This is a genomic window from Pseudomonas sp. IT-P176, from assembly GCF_949767245.1.
Lineage (GTDB): Bacteria > Pseudomonadota > Gammaproteobacteria > Pseudomonadales > Pseudomonadaceae > Aquipseudomonas.
Genome location: NZ_CATKPN010000038.1, coordinates 30,614 through 50,256 on the forward strand (window position 1 = coordinate 30,614; position 19,643 = coordinate 50,256).

Sequence of the window (19,643 nt, forward strand, 5' to 3'; positions counted from 1 at the left end):
TTGACTGTCCAGGAGTGACTCATGCCCCATGAAGGCAACCTGTTGCAAGCCGCTGTGGTGTTTCTGTTTGCGGCGGTGCTCACCGTGCCTTTGGCCAAACGCCTGCAACTGGGGGCCGTGTTGGGCTACCTGCTGGCCGGGGTCCTCATCGGCCCCGCCGTGCTGGGGCTGATCGGCAACCCGCAAAGCGTGATGCATATTTCCGAGCTGGGCGTGGTCCTGCTGCTGTTCATCATCGGCCTGGAACTGTCGCCGCGCCGACTGTGGGTGATGCGCAAGGCGGTGTTCGGCGTCGGCTTGGCCCAGGTGGTCTTGACGGCCTCGGTGATCGGCGTGCTGGCGTTCTATATGTTCGGCCAGAAACTCAACAGTGCCATCGTGCTCGGCCTCGGCCTGGCCCTTTCATCCACCGCCTTTGGCCTGCAAAGCCTGGCCGAACGCAAGGAGCTGACCAGCCCTCACGGGCGCCTGGCGTTTGCCATCCTGTTGTTCCAGGACATCGCCGCGATCCCGCTGATCGCCATGGTGCCGCTGTTGGCCGGGGGCAATGACACCACCACCCCTGCCGAAGACCTCAACCATGGGTTGCAGGTACTCGGCAGTATCGCCGTGGTGGTCGTGGGGGGGCGCTATCTGTTGCGCCCGGTATTTCGCATCGTCGCCAAGTCCGGCCTGCCGGAAGTAGCCACTGCCACGGCGCTGCTGGTGGTGATCGGCACCGCCTGGTTGATGGATGAAGTCGGGGTGTCGATGGCCCTCGGCGCGTTCCTCGCCGGCCTGCTCTTGGCGGACTCCGAATACCGCCACGAACTGGAAGCGCAGATCGAACCGTTCAAGGGCCTGTTGCTTGGGCTGTTTTTCATGAGCGTGGGCATGGGCGCCAACATCAGCCTGCTGTTCAGCGCCCCGGTTGCCGTGCTCGGCCTGACCGTGCTGCTGATTTCGCTGAAGCTGCCGCTGCTGTACCTGGTCGGACGCATGGCCGGGGGGCTCAACCGCGTGAGCGCGGTGCGCCTGGGCATCGTCCTGGCAGCCGGCGGCGAATTTGCCTTCGTGGTGTTCAAGATTGGCCGCGACCAAGGCTTGTTCGATGCCCGCCTGTATGACCTGCAGGTGCTGACCATCACCCTGTCCATGGCCGTCACCCCGTTGCTGTTGCTGCTGTGCGCACGCCTGGCCAAACCCAAGGTCGAGCCGGTGGCCGTGCCGCCGCACCTGCGTGAGATCGACACCGACACCCCGCGCGTGGTGATCGCCGGCATGGGCCGCATGGGGCAGATCGTGGCGCGGATCCTGCGGGCGCAAAAAATCCGCTTCGTGGCCCTCGACACCTCGGTGGAAACCATCGAACTGTCCCGCAGTTTTGGCGGTGTGCCGGTGTTCTACGGCGACCCGATGCGCCCGGAGATTCTCAGCGCGGCCAAGGTCGAGCAGGCGGAGTTCTTCGTGATTGCCACCGACGACCCGGACACCAACATCAAGACCGCGGAACTGGTGCGCCGGCTCTACCCACACATGAAAATCATCGCCCGTGCCCGTAACCGTCAGCACGTCCATCGCCTGGTCGACCTGGGCGCGGAGGCGGTGCGGGAAACCTTCCATTCCAGCCTGGAAATGAGCCGCATGACCCTGATCGGCCTGGGACTAAGCAAGGCCCAGGCCGCAGCGCGCATCGAAACCTTCAAGCAGCACGACGAACAAGTGCTCGAAGCCCAGCGCGCGATCTACGACGATGCCGCCAAAGTCATGCAGACCGCCCAGGAAGCACGGGAGGAACTGGCCCGGTTGTTCGAGGCCGACCAAACGCAAGAGGACACCCCCAAGCCGGCATAGGAACCCGCTTTGCGCCCCCTCCACCACTGTAGGAGCGAGTGCCCGCTTGCGGCTTGCTCCTACTGCGCACACCATCTTCAAAGGACCCTCAATGAGCAACCCTGAGCAATCCTCCCCGGCCTTGAAGGAAATCTTCAACGCCGAGCGCTTTGCCCACATCGCCAGTGAACTGCGCGCGGTGTATCCAGCGTTCGATCACCAGGCGTTCCTGGCCATGGCCTGCGACGGACTCGAACCACTGTCGGTGATGCAGCGCATGGCCCATACCGCCGAGTGCCTGCATGCAGTGCTGGGCCTGGACTACGAGCAGACGCTGGAGGTCCTGCGCCTGTTGGCGCCACGCCTCAACAGCGGCTTCGTCAGCATGTTCCTGGCCCACTACGTGGCGCGCTACGGCAGCCACGCCTTTGAATTGTCGATGGACGCGCTGCAGCACTTCACTCGCTTCGGCTCCTCGGAATTTGCGGTACGGCACTTCCTGCGCAGCGACTTCGAACGCACCTTGGCCCTGATGCACGACTGGTCGCTGGACCCCAACGAACACGTGCGCCGGCTCGCCAGCGAAGGCAGCCGACCCCGCTTGCCCTGGTCGTTCCGCCTGGAGCAGGTCCAGGCCGACCCGACCCTGGCCGCCGGGATCATCGACAACCTCAAGGCCGACAGCAGCCTGTACGTGCGCAAGTCAGTGGCCAACCACCTCAACGACATCACCAAGGACCACCCGGACTGGGTGCTGGACACTCTCGAGGGCTGGTCGCTGGAGGATCCTCGTACCGCCTGGATCGCCCGTCATGCGTTGCGCAGCCTGATCAAGCAGGGCAATCAACGGGCGCTGACGCTGATTGGCGCAGGGGGCAAGCCTGAGGTCGAGATTCATCAGCTGAGCATTGAACCCGCCGTGATCGCCTTGGGGCAAAGCATCAGCCTGTCGTTCGACCTGCAGTCCACCGCCGATGTCGCCCAGCGCCTGGTGGTGGATTACGCCATCGAATACGTCAAGGCCTCGGGGGCGACGTCAACCAAGGTGTTCAAGCTCAAGGGCCTGACCCTGCCCGCCCGAAACCGGCAGAAAATCAGCCGAGCCCAGCGGATCCGCGACATGACCACCCGCAAGCACTACCCCGGCACCCACGCGGTGCACATCATGGTCAACGGCGAGCGACTGGCGAGCACGGCCTTCGAAATCACCCGCTGAAGCGCCTACGCCAGCTCCGGCCCCAGCAACAGGGCCTGCTCGCGCTCACACAGCTGCACCACATAGTCCCACAGCACCCGCAGCCGCACCGACTTGTGCAGCTCGCGCCGGGTGCTGATCCAGTAGCTGCGCTGGATACTTTCGGCCGGTAGCAGCGGCACCAGGCCCGGGTCGCCACTGGCCATGTAGCACGGCAATACGGCGATCCCCAGACCCGCGCGCGCCGCCTGTTGCTGGGCGATCACGCTGGTACTGTGGAACACCACCTGGGGGCTGCGGCAGAAGCTGTTGAGGAACATCAGTTCCTGGCTGAACAACAGGTCGTCGACATAGCCGATCCAGGCGTGATGGCCCAGGTCTTCGCGGCTGCGCAGGGGCGGCGCGCGGTCGAGGTAGTCCTGGCTGGCATAGAGCGCCAGGCGGTAATCGGTGAGTTTGCGGGTGACCAGCATGTCCGCCGACGGCCGCTCCAGATGAATGCTGATCTCGGCTTCGCGGTTGAGGATGCTGACGAACCGCGGCACGGCCACCAACTCCACCTCAAGCCCAGGGTAGCGGTCGAACAGGCCTCTCATGCGGCCGGCGAGAAACATGATGCCCAGCCCTTCGGTGACCCCCACGCGGATCTTGCCCAGGGGCGCCGTGGACTGGGTGATTTCCTCCTGGGCCAGCAACGCGACATTTTCCATGGCCTCGGCATGTTTAAGCAGCGCTTCGCCGGCCGGGGTCAACTGGTAGCCCTGCGCCTGCTGGACAAACAACGCGGTGCCCAGGCTCTGTTCGATGGCCTCGATGTGCCGCGCCACCGTGGCATGCGTAGTTTTCAAGCGCTTGGCCGCGGTCAGCAAGCGGCCGCTGCGTTGCAGCTCGAGAAAAAACCGCAGGTCATTCCAGTCGAACATCGGTCTTCCTTGTTAAACGTGGACTTGGCGCTGTCTATAAACGCACAGCGGCTGAGCAAAAACTAACATTCTTTTGTCGAAAACTAACAACTAGGATGAAGCGCAATAAGAACAACACGCTGCGAGGTCATGGATGTCACCTGCCGTTGATGCATACGATTACATCGTGGTCGGCGCCGGGCCCGCCGGATGCCTGCTGGCCAATCGGCTGAGCGCCAACCCACAACACCGGGTGCTGCTGCTCGAAGCCGGCGGGCGCGACAACTATCCCTGGATCCACATCCCCGTCGGCTACCTGTTCTGCATCGGCAACCCACGCACCGACTGGTGCTACAAGACCCAGGCCCAAGCTGGCCTGCAGGGCCGCAGCCTGAGCTACCCACGGGGCAAAGTGCTGGGCGGCAGCTCGTCGATCAACGGCATGATCTACATGCGCGGCCAGGCCGGTGACTACGATCGCTGGGCCAGCGAAGGCAATCCCGGTTGGAGCTGGAACGAGGTACTGCCGCTGTTTCGCCAAAGCGAAAACCATTTTGCCGGCGCCGACGACTTTCACGGCGCCAGCGGCGAATGGCGGGTTGAACGCCAGCGCCTGTCATGGCCGATTCTCGACGCCTTTCGCAACGCCGCTGAACAGACCGGCATCGCCAGCATCGACGACTTCAACCAGGGCGACAACGAAGGCTGCGGCTATTTCCAGGTCAACCAGAAGGCCGGCGTGCGCTGGAACGCCGCCAAAGCGTTTCTCAAGCCTGTCGCCCAGCGCCCTAACCTGACGGTACTGACGGGGGTCGATGTCGACCGCGTGCTCCTGGAAAACGGCCGGGCCTGCAAGGTCACCGCGCGCTGGCAGGGCCAGGCCAGCACCTTCACCGCACGCCGGGAAATCATCCTCAGCGCCGGCTCCGTCGGCTCGCCCAGCATCCTCCAGCGCTCCGGCATCGGCCCGGCTGGCCTGCTCAAGCGCCTGGGCATCAACCTGGTGCATGAACTCAATGGCGTGGGTGGCAACCTGCAGGATCACCTACAACTGCGCTTGATCTACAAGCTGGAAAACGCCCGCACCCTGAACCAGATTGCCGGCAGCCTGTGGGGCAAGATGGGCATGGGCCTGCGCTACCTGTACGACCGCAGCGGCCCGCTGTCGATGGCCCCCAGCCAACTCGGCGCCTTTGCCCGATCAGGGCCCGAGCAGACTTCGGCCAACCTTGAGTACCACGTCCAGCCGTTGTCGCTGGAGCGTTTCGGCGAACCACTGCACCCATTCCCGGCATTCACCGCCTCAGTGTGCGACCTGCGTCCGCAAAGCCGTGGCCGGATCGAGATCAGTTCGGCCGACCCACAGCAGGCGCCGCTGATCCAGCCCAACTACCTGAGCCACCCCGAAGACCTGCGCGTGGCCGCCGCCGCCATTCGCCTGACCCGGCGGATTGTCAGCGCCAAAGCCTTGCAACCGTTCAAGCCGGTGGAGTATCTGCCGGGCGCCGAATTGCACACCGAGGAGCAGTTGCACGAGGCCGCCGCGCGGATCGGCACCACCATCTTCCATCCGGTAGGCACCTGCCGCATGGGCCAGGATGACGATGCGGTCGTCGATGCCCAACTGCGCGTGCATGGCATTCCCGGCCTGCGCATCGCCGACGCCTCGATCATGCCCCACATCACCTCGGGCAATACCTGTTCACCCACGCTGATGATCGCCGAGAAAGCGGCGCAGCTGATTCTCGCCTCACTGACAAGGAGCAACGCCACACCCACAGAACGGGCAACCGTACCGCACCTGTAGGAGCAAGCTTGCCCCTACAGGGCAGATGCATGACAGCAGACGCGCCAGCCCGCAAGGCAGGCGCCGACAGTGGAACAACAATAAATAATCACTGTGAGGGATACCCGTATGTCAGACCAGGCACCCGCCGTGGCAGGAACGCTGAGCACCGGCACCAGCAAGGACACCCAGAAAGTCATCTTCGCCTCGTCCCTGGGGACGGTTTTCGAATGGTATGACTTCTTTCTCTATGGCGCCCTCGCGGCGGTCATCAGCAAGCAGTTTTTCGCCGGGGTCAACGACACCACCGCGTTCATCTTCGCCTTGATGGCGTTCGCCGCCGGGTTCATCGTGCGGCCGTTCGGCGCGCTGGTGTTCGGCCGGTTGGGGGACATGATCGGGCGCAAATACACCTTCCTCGCCACCATCATCCTGATGGGTGTGGCGACCTTCTGCGTCGGCCTGCTGCCGACCTACGCCAGTATCGGCATCGCCGCGCCAATCATCCTGGTGGTGCTGCGCATGCTCCAGGGCCTGGCCCTGGGCGGGGAGTACGGCGGGGCCGCGACCTACGTCGCCGAGCACGCACCGATGGGCAAACGCGGATTCCACACCAGCTGGATTCAATCCACCGCGACCCTCGGCCTGCTCCTGTCGCTGCTGGTGGTGCTGGGGTGCCGCTACTTCACCGGCGACCAGTTCGAAGTCTGGGGCTGGCGTATTCCGTTCCTGCTGTCGATCGTGCTGCTGGGCATCTCCACCTGGATCCGCCTGAGCCTGCATGAATCGCCGGCCTTCCTGAAAATGAAAGAAGAAGGCAAGTCCTGCAAGGCGCCGATCCGCGAGTCCTTCGGCAACTGGGAAAACCTCAAGGTGGTGCTGATTGCGCTGTTCAGCATCAACGCCGGGCAAGCGGTGACGTTCTACGCCGCGCAGTTCTACGTGCTGTTCTTCCTCACCCAGTTCCTCAAGATGGACCCAGCCCTGGCCAACACCCTGCTGATTGTCAGCGTGGTGATCGGCGCGCCGTTCTTCATTTTCTTCGGCTGGCTGTCGGACCGGGTCGGGCGCAAACCGATCCTGATGCTCGGCTTGCTGCTGGCGACCGTGCTGTACTTCCCGATCTTCAAGACCCTGGCCCACTACGCCAACCCGGCCATCGACCGCGCCAGCCAACAGGCGCCGATTACCGTGCTGGCCGATCCAGCCACCTGCACCTTCCAGTTCGACCCGGTCGGCAAGGCTCGTTTCGACAGCCCGTGCGACAAGGTCAAGACCTTCCTGGTCAAGCAGGGCCTGCCGTACAGCAGCGCCGCCGCACCGGCCGGCAGTGGCGTGCAAGTGAGCATTGGCGAGGTGAAAATCGACGGTTACGACGAAGCCGCCCTGCGCGGTGCCGTGACCCTGGCCGGTTATCCGCAGACCGCCGATACCCAGCAGGTCAACAAACCGATGATCGTCGCCCTGATCGTGGCGCTGATCATCATCTCGGCCATGTGCTACGGGCCGCTGGCGGCCTTGATGGTCGAACTGTTCCCGACCCGCATCCGCTACACCTCGATGTCCCTGCCCTACCACATCGGCAACGGCTGGTTCGGCGGCTTCCTGCCAACGGTATCGTTTGCCCTGGTGGTGTACACCGGCGATATCTTCTACGGCCTGTGGTACCCGGTGCTGATCACCGGCGTGAGCCTGGTGGTGGGTATGTTGTGCCTGCGGGAAACCAAGGATGTCGACCTGGAGAAGAACTGAGCCCGAAGGGCCCCGCTCCTACAGGTCCTGTGTAAATCGGGCCCTGTAGGCACCGCAAACCCTGTGGGAGCGGGCGCCCGCTTGCGGCTTGCTCGCGATGGCGGTGTGTCAGGCACCATCGATGTCGAATGGGCTGGCCCCATCGCGAGCAAGCCGCAAGCGGGCACTCGCTCCCACAAGTTCCTGCATTAACTTCAGAAGTCGGCTTTTACCGAGACCATGAAATTACGCGGCTCGCCGTAGTAGTTACCAAAGGTCTCGGTGCCGATGGTGCTGTAGTAGCGCTTGTCGAACAGGTTGTTGCCATTGAGCGCCAGCGACCAGGTGTCGTCGATGCGGTAGCCGACCCGGCCGTTCCACACGGCGTACCCGCCCTGGCTGATCTTTTCGCCACTCAAGGGTGACACGCGGAAGTTGTCGCTTTGCGCATTGACCCCGGCCCCCAGGGTGAATCGCTCCAGCGCTCCCTCCAGGGCGTAGTCGCCCCACATACGCAGCACGTGGCGTGGCACATAGCTGTTGAACGCCTCACCGTTGAGGCTGGTGTCGATATCGTCGAGGGTCTTGGTCTGGGTGTAGGTGTAGCCGGCGAGCAACTGCAGGCGCTCGATCAGCTCACCGCTGACCTCCGCTTCGAAACCCTGGGCGCGGACTTTGCCGGCGTTGACGTAGCAATAACCGTCCGAGGATGGGCAGGACGAGTTGTAGTCGGTCTGGGCCTGGTCTTTCTGGATGGTGCGGAACAGGTTGAACGAGCTGTTGAGGCGACCACCGTACCACTCGCCCTTGATCCCCAATTCATAGCTCTGCCCTACCAGCGGCTTGAGCGCCGCGCCGCTTTCGGAGCGCAGGTTGCCTTGCGGGGTGAAGATCTCCGAATAGCTGGTATAGGCCGTAAGGTTTTCATTGAGGTCCAGCAGCAGCCCGGTAAACGGCGTGACCTGCCCGGTTTCCTTGGTCTTGGCCGTCTGTGAAATACCCGAGTTGATGAACAGCGAATCGGTTTCGGAGTCGTACCAGCTGACCCGCCCACCGAGGACAAAGGTCAAGGGGTCGGCCAGTTTCAGGCGGGCCGTGGAGTAAACCCCATACTGCTTGGTCACGCTGTCCACCGGACCACCACGGGTCGAGTTGGCGATGAAATAACTGTCATCGGGTTTCGGCAGGTGCTTGTCGGGATTGAATACGTCCTGGGTCTGCGGCAGGAATGCCACCGAGTAGAAGTCGTTCTTGTTCGAGCGACTGCCATTGAGGCCGACGATCAACTCATGCTCGCGCCCCAACGCCTCGAATTTGCCGTCCAGGTAAGCATCCAGGCCATAGTCGACCTGATCGTAGTCGTACATGCTGCCCAGCATGCGCACGGTGCCGTTGCCTGGGGTGATCGCGCCGGACGGGAACGCGTATTTGATGTCCTGGGTGTTTTTGCTATAGACCCCGGCCACTTTCAGCGCCCAGTTGTCATTCAACTGGTGCGCCAGGTCACCGAAGGTGGTGGTGCGCTGGCTGCGCCAGGTATTCCAGGACGGGTCCAGGCAGGTCGAGCGGCTGAGCTTGAGGTCACTGCCATCGCGGTAGCGCGGCATGCCACCCCAGCACGGGTTGGCGTCGACATCTTCGTAAGCAATGCCAAGGCCCAGGGTGGTGTCGGCGGACAGGTCGTAATCCAGCGCACCGTAGTAGACCTGGTCCTTGCGACTGGCATCGTCATAGAAGTAATGCTTGCTCTGCTCGGCGATCACCGCACGGCCACGCAACGTTCCGGACTCGTTCAGCGGGCCGCCGGTATCGACCTGGCCTCGGTAGTTGTCCCAGGTTCCGCCGGACAGGCTCAACTGGGTCTGCGGGGTACTCTGCCCGCGCTTGCGCACGAAGTTGACGCCGCCGGCGGTGCCGCCCGAGCCCTTCATCATCCCGGCTGCCCCGCGCAGCACCTCGACGCGATCGTAGTAGGCCATGTCACTGCTGAAACTGTCGGCCTGGACATAGGAGTTGCCCATGTCCAGCGGCACACCGTCGTACTCATACTGCCCGGACATGCGAAAACCCCGGGAGTAGAAGTACTTGCCGCCCATGGTCGAGTCATAGACGGTAATGCCCGGGGTCTTTTCCATGACCTGGTCGATGGTGTTGAGATTCTGGTCGTCGAGCATCTTGCGGGTGATCACGGTCACCGATTGCGGGGTTTCCCTGAGCGAATGGGCCCCCTTGGCGATCGTCACCGCACCGGTGGTGTACGAACCGCTGCCTTCGGTCGTCACCCCGAGTTCCTGGGCATTGACGTTGGTCGCCGCCAACTCCAGGGCCGAGCCTGCGGACGGACGGGGACGCAGCACATAACTGCCGTTGGCCTGGGGTTCGGCTTGCAAGGCGCTGTTGGCGAGAATCCGCGCAAACCCATCGCCGACGCTATAGGTACCGCGCAAACCCGCTGATTGTTGGCCCGCGGTCTGCCGTGCGTCGAACGAGATGGCCGCGCCCGCCGCACTGGCGAATCGGCTCAGCACCTCGGTCAGGCTGCCGGCCGCGATATCGTAGGATTGCACCGCCTGCTGCGACGCCGCCGCGGTCTGGGCAGTCGCCACACCAGTGCCGCTGGCTGCCAGCGCGAACAGGCCAATCCTCACCGCAGTCGCCAACCGACCCGCACCCGGCTTGTACACAAAAGACATGCTTACCCTCCCCCAGAACCATCCAAATGAAATCACTGGGAGATGAGCCGAACGAGGTCGATAAAAAGTGCACATGAGAATCAATTAATTTTTCAGACGCACCGTTTCAGGCCGCCGCAGGCCCGGAAACATTGACCCAATAGCGGCTGTAGTGCTGGATCTTCAGACCGAAGCCGCTGTGCAGCGCAGCCAGTGCCCGGTCAGTGTCATCCACCGGAAAGGCGCCGGAAATCTTCATCCGCGCAATCTGCTGGTCGCAGCGCAGTACCCCGGGACGATAGCGCGAGAGATCGGCGAGCAACTCGCCCAGCGGTCGGTCGATGGCGATGATGCTGCCCTGCTGCCAGGCGCCGACCGTGGCATCGTTCTGGCGAATCGCGCCGAGGGCCTGGGCGGTGAAGTCCAGGCGTTGCCCAGCTTCAAGGCGAACCGCTGGCCCGCCCTGCGCCAGGCTGACCTGCACGGCGTTATCCAGCACCGCGACCGCGCCGCCAGCGACCTGGGAACCCACGATGAAACGAGTCCCCAAGGCCAACACCTGCCCGTGACGGGTACTGACCCGCAGCGGTCGTTTGCGCGGATCCAGGGCGCTGCTCACCAGCATTTCGCCCCACAGTAATTCCAGCACCCGTTGCGCGCCGTCGAAGCGCACGTTGACCGAAGTGTCGGTGTTGAGCAGCAACGAACTGCCGTCCGCCAGACGCACCTCACGCCGCTCGCCCACGGCAGTGCGGTAGTCGGCCAACAGGTTCTGGGTGGTCTCGCTGCGCCAGCCCAACCACCCCAGGGAACCGGCCGACGCCAGCACCAGCACACTGCGCAATACCTGCCGGCGCGAGTGCTGGACACCGTGCAAGGTCGGCGCCACGAAGTTGCCCGGCACCCGGTCCATCTGCTGGCGTACTGACTCGATGCGTTGCCAGGCCTGGCGGTGCAGCTCATCGGCAGCCTGCCAGGCATGCCAATCCTGTCGATCCTGGTCGCTTGCCTGACCGGACTGCAGCCGTGCATACCACTGCGCGGCCGCACTCAGCGCCTGCAGTTCAGGACCGGACAAGCTGGACTTGAGGTGACTCATGACAGCTGCAACTGCAGTTGCATCAGGCAGCAATGCTCCATGGCCTTGGCCATGTGGTTATTCACCGTACGCGTGGAAATGCCCAGGCGCTCGGCGATGCGCGGATACGTCAGGCCTTCGAACTGCGACAGGATGAACACCTGCTTGACCTGCTTGCCCAGGCCTTCGAGCATGCGGTCGATGTCCAGCAGCGCCTGCAGCATGATCGCCTGCTCTTCGAGCGACGGTTGCTGAGATTGCGGGGCGCTGGCCAGGACTTCAAGGTAGGACTGCTCCAGCGAACGCCGGCGAAACAGATCGATCAACAGGCCCTTGGCGACCTGCGACAGGTACGGCCGCGGCTCACGAATCTCTAGCGCATTACGTGCCTTGAGCACCCGCACGAACGTGTCCTGCGTCAGGTCAGCCGCATCGCAGGCGCTGCCCAGGCGTTGGCGCAACCAGCCTTGCAGCCAGCCGTGATGCTCGTGGTACAGGTCGTGGACGGCACTGCGCAGGGAAAGATCGTTGGCAGACATGACGGCGCAGGTTCGTGATTGATAATGTTTCGCATTGTCATGTGGCGCGGGTGGGCTTGGCAATAGGCAGTTGCCATTCGTCTGCCGCACCCACCCTTGGTCGCCAGGGATTAAATCTGGTCTAGGCTTGAAGCCACCTCTACGTGCATCCAGGAGCTGCCACGTCATGTCATTCCAAGCCTATCTGGACAACATCCAGGCCAAGACCGGCCAATCACCGGCTGACCTCAAGCAATTGGCCAACGCCAAAGGGTTCGCCGAAGACGGCAAATTGAAAGCCGGAGTCAAGGCCGGCCAGATCATCGAATGGTTGAAAGCCGACTTCGACCTCGGTCATGGCCACTCCATGGCTATCTATGCATTGCTCAAAGGTAAAGAGTCATGAGGATCGACTGTCATAGTGCTGTCATCTATAAACGACCTTTAAACGGTAACTTACACCGATTACCACTGTTTCCTGTCTAATTGCCAAACAACTGTTAATTCACGGTTGACTTCAAACACTCGCCTGAGTAGATTGCCCCGGGTCGGTTAGCCCGGCCCTTTTTTCAACTCACAAAAGAATTCAATGGACACAGTATCTAGACGCTGCCCGACCGATGCGTATACGCCAGGTCGGGCCACTTACCCAGTCATCGACGGGACTCGACCTCGGTCGGGCATGCTGCGCTAGAGCCTGAGGCTCCAACGTAACCTGCCTCGCCGGCGTCAGTCCGGTTGCGAGGCATGTTATGAACTTCATCTGCACCTACATCCCAGGGGTTCGCCCCCTTGCCAAAGCGGCGCGCGCCCTGCTGCGCCGCCCGCCAGCGGCCCTCCCACGGGCGCTTTTCAACGCCCCGCCTGCACGCCTGCGATCTCACCCGCTGGGGCATTGGCATGTCTGCTCGGCGAGTGGCCAGCTCGAGCAACGCTGGAGCCTCGATGACGGCCAGGAACCTCCAAGTCGGGGCTTCGTGCACCTGATGCAACAGGCCATTTTGCTACTCGGCCGGTTGCTCGGGACGCGCACTTTCAGTTGATCTGAAAGTTCTCCAGGCACCAATCTCCGACGTTTTCCTTATTCAGGAATTCGGCAACTTTCTATTGCCCGTTAAACCATTAAAAGAGCGAGGACAAGCATGGACGACGCCAGTAGACGGTTCGCTGTATGCCTGTGTTCCAGCGGTGTACGGCGAACATTAAAACAGCATAACAACAACTCCCAGAATCGATCGCTGCCGGGCGATTCGATGCACTTTCGCTCGCCTTTTATTAGTTGAGTGGTTGCTGTGTCGTGCCGCCAGCCAGCGGCAGGAGCACCCAGCATGAACACTGTAAAAACCGCAAAAAAAGTCCTCAAGGGTAGCCCACGCGACGCCGGCAAACTGTCAATGCGCGCCGCCCGTGAAGCGCAGAACGGCCTGGCCGTGACCCTAGCCAACCTCAAGACCAGCAGCGTCGGCCTGACCGAACTCGACGCCGAAGGCCGCCTGCTGCGCGACGGCAGCAACGAGGTGGCGCACGACCAGCCGCCCCACGCCCTGGTGCAAGTACTGAAGGCCTTCAACAATCCCTTCATCTATGTGCTGCTGACCCTGACGGTCATCAGCTTCATCACCGACTTCTGGATCCCTCTGCGGGACGGCGAAGACACCGACCTGACCGGCGTCATCATCGTCCTGGTGATGGTCCTGGCCAGTGGCCTGATGCGCTTCTGGCAGGAGTACCGCTCGGGCAAATCCGCCGAAGCCCTGAAGACCATGGTGCGCACCACCGCCAGCGTGCTGCGCCGCGACCAGCCGGGCAGCACGCCGACCCTGCGCGAGGTGCCCATGCGCGAACTGGTGGCAGGCGACATCGTGCAGCTGTCGGCCGGCGACATGATCCCCGCAGACATCCGCCTGCTCGAATCCCGGGACCTGTTCATCAGCCAGGCGGTGCTGACCGGTGAAGCCTTGCCGGTGGAGAAATACGACACCCTGGGGGACGTCGCGCAGAAATCCGCGGCGAGCTTGACCAGCGAGCAGAACAACCTGCTGGACCTGTCCAACATCTGCTTCATGGGCACCAACGTGGTCAGCGGTACCGCGCGCGCCGTGGTGGTCGCCACCGGCCCACGCACCTACTTTGGCTCGCTGGCCAAGGCCATTGTCGGCTCGCGCACGCAAACCGCCTTCGACCGGGGCGTCAACAGCGTCAGCTGGCTGCTGATCCGCTTCATGCTGGTGATGGTGCCGGTGGTGTTGCTGATCAACGGCTTCACCAAGGGCGACTGGAGCGAAGCCTTCATGTTTGCCCTGGCCGTGGCGGTCGGCCTGACCCCGGAAATGCTGCCGATGATCGTCAGTGCCAACCTGGCCAAGGGTGCGGTGGCGATGGCCAAGCGCAAAGTGGTGGTCAAGCGCCTCAATGCGATCCAGAACTTCGGTTCGATGGACGTGCTGTGCACCGACAAGACCGGCACCCTGACCCAGGACAAAATCATCCTCGAGCATCACCTCGACAGCGCCGGCCAGCGCGACGACGCCGTGCTGGAACTGGCCTGGCTCAACAGCCACCACCAAAGCGGCATGAAAAACCTGATGGACCAGGCGGTGGTGCAGTTCGCCCGGCAGAACCCACATTTCAAGCGACCCTTGGCCTACCGCAAGGTCGATGAATTGCCGTTCGACTTCATTCGCCGGCGCCTGTCGATCATCGTCGAAGACAACCACACCGATCACCTGCTGGTGTGCAAGGGTGCGGTCGAGGAAATGCTCGGCATCAGTAGCTACCTGCACGAGGACGGCATAGACGTGCCCCTCGATGACCCGCGACGCGAAGCCTTGCTGCGCCTGGCCAACCAATACAACGAAGACGGCTTCCGCGTGTTGGTGCTGGCGACCCGGCACATCCCCAAGGCCCAGAGCAAAGCCCAGTACGCCACTGGCGACGAGCGCAACCTGGTGATTCGCGGCTTCCTGACCTTCCTCGATCCGCCCAAGGAAACTGCCGGCCCGGCGATTGCTGCGCTGCGGGACATGGGCGTGACCATCAAGGTGCTGACCGGCGACAACCCCGTGGTGACCTGCAAGATCTGCCGGGAAGTCGGCCTGGAACCTGGCATCCCGCTGCTCGGCCAGGACATCGAGCCGATGGACGATTTGACCCTGCAACAACAGGTCGAAACACGCACGGTGTTTGCCAAGCTGACACCGCTGCAGAAATCCCGGGTGCTCAAGGCATTGCAAGCCAACGGCCACACCGTCGGTTTCCTCGGCGACGGGATCAACGACGCCCCGGCCCTGCGCGATGCCGACGTCGGCATCTCGGTGGACAGCGGCACCGACATTGCCAAGGAATCAGCCGACATCATCCTCCTGGAAAAAAGCCTGATGGTGCTCGAGGAAGGTGTACTCAAGGGCCGCGAGACCTTCGGCAATATCATGAAGTACCTGAACATGACCGCCAGCTCCAACTTCGGCAACGTGTTCTCGGTGCTGGTGGCCAGCGCGTTCATTCCCTTCCTGCCGATGCTGGCGATCCACCTGTTGCTGCAGAACCTGATGTACGACATCTCCCAACTGGCCCTGCCGTGGGACAAGATGGACAAGGAATACCTGAGCAAACCGCGCAAATGGGATGCGCAGAACATCGGGCGGTTCATGCTGTGGATCGGGCCGACTTCGTCGATCTTCGACATCACCACCTTCGCCCTGATGTGGTACGTGTTCGCGGCCAACAGCGTGGAAATGCAGAGCCTGTTCCAGTCCGGCTGGTTCATCGAAGGGCTGCTGTCCCAGACCCTGGTGGTGCACATGCTGCGCACCCGCAAGATCCCGTTCTTCCAGAGCACCGCGGCGCTACCGGTAATCCTGATGACCGGCCTGGTCATGGTGCTGGGCATCTACATTCCCTTCTCGCCACTGGGCAACCTGGTCGGCCTGACGCCGCTGCCGTGGTCCTACTTCCCATGGCTGGTGGGCACCCTGCTCAGCTACTGCGTGGTCGCCCAGGTGATGAAGACGCTCTACATCCGCCGTTTCAAGCAGTGGTTTTGAGGGGCTGAGGCCTCCCGGCCGTGCAGCTGTCAAAGAAGTTTCCCAATGCCTTAGCTGTTACGCCCATTGGGAAACACCAACCGAAACACCGTCACACTCCCAGGTGAACTCTGCACCTGGGCCGAGCCCTGGTGCAGGCTCATGATCGAGCGCACGATGGCCAGCCCCAGGCCGGTGCCGCCCTGAGCGCGGGAGCGGCTGTTGTCGACGCGGTAGAAGCGGTCGAACAGGTGCGGCAGATGGTGGGATTCGATGCCCGCACCGGGGTTGCTCACCAGCACCGACAGGTGTTCGCCGTGACGTTCGATGACCAGCGAAATCGCCTGCCCGTCAGGACAATGGCGAATCGCGTTGGACAGCAGGTTCGACATCGCGCGCTGGATCATCAGCCGGTCGCCCAGGGCTCGTCCGCTGCCGGAAACCTGCAGGGTGATGTGTTTTTCCTGCGCCGCCAGGCTAAACAAATCGGCGACCTTCAGCGCCTCATCCTCCAGGCAAATCACTTCAAAGGGCACCAGCGCTGCCGGGTGGCTAACCTGAGCCAGGAACAGCATGTCGGAAACGATGCGCGTGACTCGCGCCAGTTCCTCGGTGCAGGACACCAGCACCGCCTTGTACTCCTCGATTGGACGCTCCCGCGACAGGGTCACCTGGGCCTTGCCCATCAGGTTGCTGATGGGCGAACGCAGTTCGTGCGCCAGATCGTCGGAGAATTGCGACAGTTGCTGCACACCATTGTCGAGCCGGTGCAGCATGAAGTTGATGCCATGCGCCAGTTCACTGAGCTCCTGGGGCATATTGGCTTCCGACAGTCGATGATTCAGGTCCTGGGCCGAAACCATCGCTGCGACTTTGCGAAACTCACGCAGCGGGGCAAGGCCGCGCTGGACAACCGCCCAAGCACTGAGGCCAATCAGGATCAACAGCAACGGCAAGGCAATCAGGGTCGAGCTGAGGTAGGCACTGAGCAGGGCCTCATCATTGGAGCGGTCAACCGACAACAGCACCACAACCGACTGCCCATCGTTGATCGGCATCAATTGGCTGGCCGTCAGAAAGTGCCTGCCCTGATCATCCGAACGGCTGAAGTAGGTGACCTTGTCCTGGCTCGCCGCGGCCGCCTCACGACGGGCCTGCGCCGGTAACGGCAGTGGGCTGCCGACACTGAGCAACGGTGCCGTCGGGGCGCTTTGATCGAGAATCGTCAGGTTCAGGTTGTCATGCCCCATGACCTGGTCCAGCAATGAGTGTGGTTTGAGCGGCAGGTCGCTGGCGTGCTGCTCCAGTGCCAGGCTGTGGCGAATCTGCTGCATTTTCCTTTCCAGGCCGCCCTTGGCCAGGGCGTCCAGTTCGTGGGTCAGCGCCAGGAACGCGAGAATGGCCAACACCACCACCAGCACTGCGCCCAGGACGCTGACCGTCAACCCCAAGCGCATCGACAGGCTGGCCGGTTTCATTCGCGCGCCTCCAGCACATAACCGACGCCGCGCAGGGTGTGGATCAGCTTACGGTCGAATGGGTCGTCGATCTTGGCCCGCAAGCGGCGGATCGAAACCTCGACCACGTTGGTGTCACAATCAAAATTCATATCCCACACCAGGGAAATAATCTGGGTCCGCGACAGCACTTCACCCGACTGGCGCATCAGCAGGTGCAGCAACGCGAACTCCTTGGTGGTCAGGTCGATACGTTGCTCACCCCGGAACGCCCGATGTCGCCCCTGATCCAGTTCCAGGTCGGCCACCTTCAACACTTGAGGCAACGGAATCTGCGCGCTGCGCCGTAGCAATGTGCGTACCCGCGCCAGCAGTTCGGGAAACTCGAAGGGCTTGACCAGGTAGTCATCAGCCCCCAGATCCAGCCCACGGACCTTATCGGCAAGCCGCCCTCTGGCGGTCAGCATCATCACCAGGGTGTTGCCACTCTTGCGGATATGTTCCAGCACGAACCAGCCATCTACCTCAGGCAGGTTTACATCAAGTATCACCAAGTCATAGGCCTGTTGCCGGGCCAGGTGAAGTCCATCTGCACCGTTGTTCGCACAGTCCACTACATAGCCACTTTCGGTCAGCCCCTGGTGCAAATAGTCGGCAGCTTTCAGCTCGTCCTCGATCACAAGGATTCGCATAGTTGTTCACCTTTAAACAAATAACGCATGGATTTATTCAGAGCACGACAAAGATTTTTTCATACGGATCTGTGATTCAACATGAACCGCTCATGCACCACGCTAATGTCTGTAGTGGCTTCAGGGTCAACCGAAATCCGCGGCCTTGAGCGCTGCAATCTGCAGGGGCGACAAAATGCCGCAACTAACAGGCAGGACAATTCACGAACAAACAAAATCAACAAGTGCATCTGAGCGGATAAACCATCGGTGTTTGTATCGTCATATTTCGATGGCGATACCTATAACGCTCCAACACTTTCCATCCTAATACACACGTACCCGCGCACACCGCGGATAACGTATTTGTAATTATCCAGCCACCTTACTGATAAGCACCGACCTCTAGATTAACGCCATCGCCTGTTTCGCATTAAAGGAACGTCCACAGTGCAGGGTTATCAATGCGTCGTTATTCCACCCAGGATCAGAAAGTTAATCACTGGCCCTGCTGTTTTACTGCTCAGTCTGGCAGTCGCCGCCAGTGCCTTGCCGGCCATGGCACAGGCCGCACCATTGACCCTGGAGCGAGCGCTGCAGAGTGCCTTTGCCCACAACCCGAATCTGGCTGCGGCGCAATGGGAAATCGGCGTCGCCGAGGGTGATCGCCAGCAAGCCGGGCTGATTCCCAATCCGCAAGTGTCCTGGGAGGCCGAAGACACCCGACGCCGCTCGCGAACCACCACACTGATGCTCAGCCAACCGCTGGAACTGGGTGGAAAACGCGGCGCCCGAATCGAAGTCGCCGAGCGTGCGCAGGACGCTGCGAGCATCGAGCTGGAACGTCGACGCAATGAATTGCGCGCGGATGTGATCCAGGCCTTCTACAGTTCGACCACCGCCCAGCAACGTTTGTCATTGACCGAGCAATCGCTGCTACTGGCCGAGCGCGGCCTACGCGTAGCCCAGGGGCGCATCAACGCCGGCAAGGCGGCGCCGGTCGAAGCCATGCGTGCGCAGGTGCAACTGTCGCAGGTGCGCCTGCAACTGCGTCGCGCCGAACGTGACCAGGCCACCGCCTATCAGCAGCTGGCACAGGTCACCGGGGCCCCACAGGCCACCTTTACCCGCGCCGAAGAACCGACAAGCGCATTGCCGGCCATCGCGTCCTCACAGATTCTGCTTGATCGCCTCCCCGATACCGCCGAGCTGCGCCTGGCGCGTTTGCAGATCAACCAGAAGGAAGCCTCACTAGGCCTGGAAAAGGCCCTGCGTATCCCCGACCTGACGGTAAGCATCGGTAGCCAGTACAGCGAGGCCGATCGCGAACGGGTCAACCTCCTGGGCGTGTCGATGCCGATTCCACTGTTCAATCGCAACCAGGGCAATGTGCTGGCCGCCGCGCGCCGCACCGACCAGGCTCGGGACCTGCGCAACGCCAGCGAATTGCGCTTGCGCTCCGAGGTTCAGTCAGGCCTGGACCAATGGGCCACCGCCAACACCGAAGTCAACGCCTTCAACCAGGTGATCCTGCCGGCGGCCCAAAGTGCAGTCGACAGCGCCACCCGTGGCTTTGAAATGGGCAAATTCAACTTCCTCGACGTGCTCGATGCCCAGCGCACCCTGTTCGAAGCACGCAGCCAGTACCTGCAGGCCGTGGCCGATGCCACCGATGCCTGGGTGCGTATCGAACGCATCTATGGCGACACCCGCGCCCTCTTCCCCACCCCTTGAAATCCTATCTATAGCCGTATTGCGCACCCGTCCGGTCGTACTGACCCAACGGTGCCTGGAGTATC

General features: G+C 62.2%; 13 protein-coding genes. 7 read left to right on the forward strand and 6 right to left on the reverse strand.

Annotated features, from left to right (window positions below):
- Positions 1-21 precede the first annotated feature (21 nt).
- Together ACM6IP_RS10170 and ACM6IP_RS10175 are read left to right on the forward strand one after the other, a co-directional pair.
- Positions 22-1,833, forward strand: a complete 1,812-nt coding sequence (locus ACM6IP_RS10170) for a monovalent cation:proton antiporter-2 (CPA2) family protein (protein ID WP_095168732.1) — start codon at positions 22-24, stop codon at positions 1,831-1,833.
- 91 nt (positions 1,834-1,924) lie between these two features.
- Entirely contained in the window at positions 1,925-3,028 is a 1,104-nt protein-coding gene (locus ACM6IP_RS10175; RefSeq protein WP_414861417.1) for a DNA alkylation repair protein, read from the forward strand.
- A gap of 5 nt (positions 3,029-3,033) precedes the next feature.
- Here ACM6IP_RS10175 and ACM6IP_RS10180 read toward each other — a convergent pair whose 3' ends face one another.
- Positions 3,034-3,930: a LysR family transcriptional regulator gene (locus tag ACM6IP_RS10180; RefSeq protein WP_414861418.1), complete on the reverse strand. Its 897-nt coding sequence runs from the start codon at positions 3,928-3,930 to the stop codon at positions 3,034-3,036.
- Between the two features lie 133 nt (positions 3,931-4,063).
- On the opposite strand from ACM6IP_RS10180, the gene ACM6IP_RS10185 reads away from it, so the two are divergent.
- Complete coding sequence (locus ACM6IP_RS10185) at positions 4,064-5,716, forward strand: GMC family oxidoreductase (RefSeq protein ID WP_414861419.1); 1,653 nt, start codon at positions 4,064-4,066, stop codon at positions 5,714-5,716.
- Positions 5,717-5,824: 108 nt separating this feature from the next.
- Entirely contained in the window at positions 5,825-7,447 is a 1,623-nt protein-coding gene (locus tag ACM6IP_RS10190; protein WP_095168727.1) for an MFS transporter, read from the forward strand.
- A gap of 194 nt (positions 7,448-7,641) precedes the next feature.
- On the opposite strand, the gene ACM6IP_RS10195 is transcribed toward ACM6IP_RS10190, so the two are convergent.
- From ACM6IP_RS10195 to ACM6IP_RS10205, 3 genes are all read right to left on the reverse strand, one after another.
- Positions 7,642-10,119 (reverse strand): TonB-dependent siderophore receptor, encoded by a 2,478-nt coding sequence (locus ACM6IP_RS10195; RefSeq protein WP_414861420.1) that lies wholly within the window; start codon positions 10,117-10,119, stop codon positions 7,642-7,644.
- A gap of 106 nt (positions 10,120-10,225) precedes the next feature.
- The gene (locus tag ACM6IP_RS10200; protein WP_414861421.1) at positions 10,226-11,197 is read right to left on the reverse strand and encodes a FecR domain-containing protein; all 972 of its coding nucleotides are present in this window, start codon (positions 11,195-11,197) and stop codon (positions 10,226-10,228) included.
- Positions 11,194-11,715, reverse strand: a complete 522-nt coding sequence (locus tag ACM6IP_RS10205) for a sigma-70 family RNA polymerase sigma factor (RefSeq protein ID WP_095168724.1) — start codon at positions 11,713-11,715, stop codon at positions 11,194-11,196. The genes ACM6IP_RS10200 and ACM6IP_RS10205 overlap by 4 nt, the downstream gene beginning before the upstream one ends.
- A 166-nt stretch (positions 11,716-11,881) precedes the next feature.
- On the opposite strand from ACM6IP_RS10205, the gene ACM6IP_RS10210 reads away from it, so the two are divergent.
- Both ACM6IP_RS10210 and mgtA read left to right on the forward strand, forming a co-directional pair.
- Positions 11,882-12,100 (forward strand): DUF4287 domain-containing protein, encoded by a 219-nt coding sequence (locus ACM6IP_RS10210; RefSeq protein ID WP_095168723.1) that lies wholly within the window; start codon positions 11,882-11,884, stop codon positions 12,098-12,100.
- 922 nt (positions 12,101-13,022) lie between these two features.
- Positions 13,023-15,737 (forward strand): magnesium-translocating P-type ATPase, encoded by a 2,715-nt coding sequence (mgtA, locus tag ACM6IP_RS10215; RefSeq protein WP_414861422.1) that lies wholly within the window; start codon positions 13,023-13,025, stop codon positions 15,735-15,737.
- Between the two features lie 50 nt (positions 15,738-15,787).
- On the opposite strand, the gene ACM6IP_RS10220 is transcribed toward mgtA, so the two are convergent.
- Entirely contained in the window at positions 15,788-17,194 is a 1,407-nt protein-coding gene (locus ACM6IP_RS10220) for a heavy metal sensor histidine kinase (RefSeq protein ID WP_414861423.1), read from the reverse strand.
- Positions 17,191-17,865 carry a heavy metal response regulator transcription factor gene (locus ACM6IP_RS10225; protein ID WP_095168719.1) on the reverse strand — a complete coding sequence of 225 codons (675 nt, stop codon included), beginning with the start codon at positions 17,863-17,865 and terminating at the stop codon, positions 17,191-17,193. The genes ACM6IP_RS10220 and ACM6IP_RS10225 overlap by 4 nt, the downstream gene beginning before the upstream one ends.
- Positions 17,866-18,402: 537 nt before the next feature.
- Between ACM6IP_RS10225 and ACM6IP_RS10230 the strand changes: the two genes are divergently transcribed.
- Positions 18,403-19,578: a TolC family protein gene (locus ACM6IP_RS10230; RefSeq protein ID WP_414861424.1), complete on the forward strand. Its 1,176-nt coding sequence runs from the start codon at positions 18,403-18,405 to the stop codon at positions 19,576-19,578.
- Positions 19,579-19,643: the final 65 nt, after the last annotated feature.

Bases quoted from the DNA above. Each gene is read 5' to 3' on its own strand.
- ACM6IP_RS10170 (WP_095168732.1), top strand. From the start codon at position 22: ATGCCCCATGAAGGCAACCTGTTGCAAGCCGCTGTGGTGTTTCTGTTT.
- ACM6IP_RS10175 (WP_414861417.1), top strand. From the start codon at position 1,925: ATGAGCAACCCTGAGCAATCCTCCCCGGCCTTGAAGGAAATCTTCAAC.
- ACM6IP_RS10180 (WP_414861418.1), bottom strand. From the start codon at position 3,930: ATGTTCGACTGGAATGACCTGCGGTTTTTTCTCGAGCTGCAACGCAGC.
- ACM6IP_RS10185 (WP_414861419.1), top strand. From the start codon at position 4,064: ATGTCACCTGCCGTTGATGCATACGATTACATCGTGGTCGGCGCCGGG.
- ACM6IP_RS10190 (WP_095168727.1), top strand. From the start codon at position 5,825: ATGTCAGACCAGGCACCCGCCGTGGCAGGAACGCTGAGCACCGGCACC.
- ACM6IP_RS10195 (WP_414861420.1), bottom strand. From the start codon at position 10,119: ATGTCTTTTGTGTACAAGCCGGGTGCGGGTCGGTTGGCGACTGCGGTG.
- ACM6IP_RS10200 (WP_414861421.1), bottom strand. From the start codon at position 11,197: ATGAGTCACCTCAAGTCCAGCTTGTCCGGTCCTGAACTGCAGGCGCTG.
- ACM6IP_RS10205 (WP_095168724.1), bottom strand. From the start codon at position 11,715: ATGTCTGCCAACGATCTTTCCCTGCGCAGTGCCGTCCACGACCTGTAC.
- ACM6IP_RS10210 (WP_095168723.1), top strand. From the start codon at position 11,882: ATGTCATTCCAAGCCTATCTGGACAACATCCAGGCCAAGACCGGCCAA.
- mgtA (WP_414861422.1), top strand. From the start codon at position 13,023: ATGAACACTGTAAAAACCGCAAAAAAAGTCCTCAAGGGTAGCCCACGC.
- ACM6IP_RS10220 (WP_414861423.1), bottom strand. From the start codon at position 17,194: ATGAAACCGGCCAGCCTGTCGATGCGCTTGGGGTTGACGGTCAGCGTC.
- ACM6IP_RS10225 (WP_095168719.1), bottom strand. From the start codon at position 17,865: ATGCGAATCCTTGTGATCGAGGACGAGCTGAAAGCTGCCGACTATTTG.
- ACM6IP_RS10230 (WP_414861424.1), top strand. From the start codon at position 18,403: ATGGCACAGGCCGCACCATTGACCCTGGAGCGAGCGCTGCAGAGTGCC.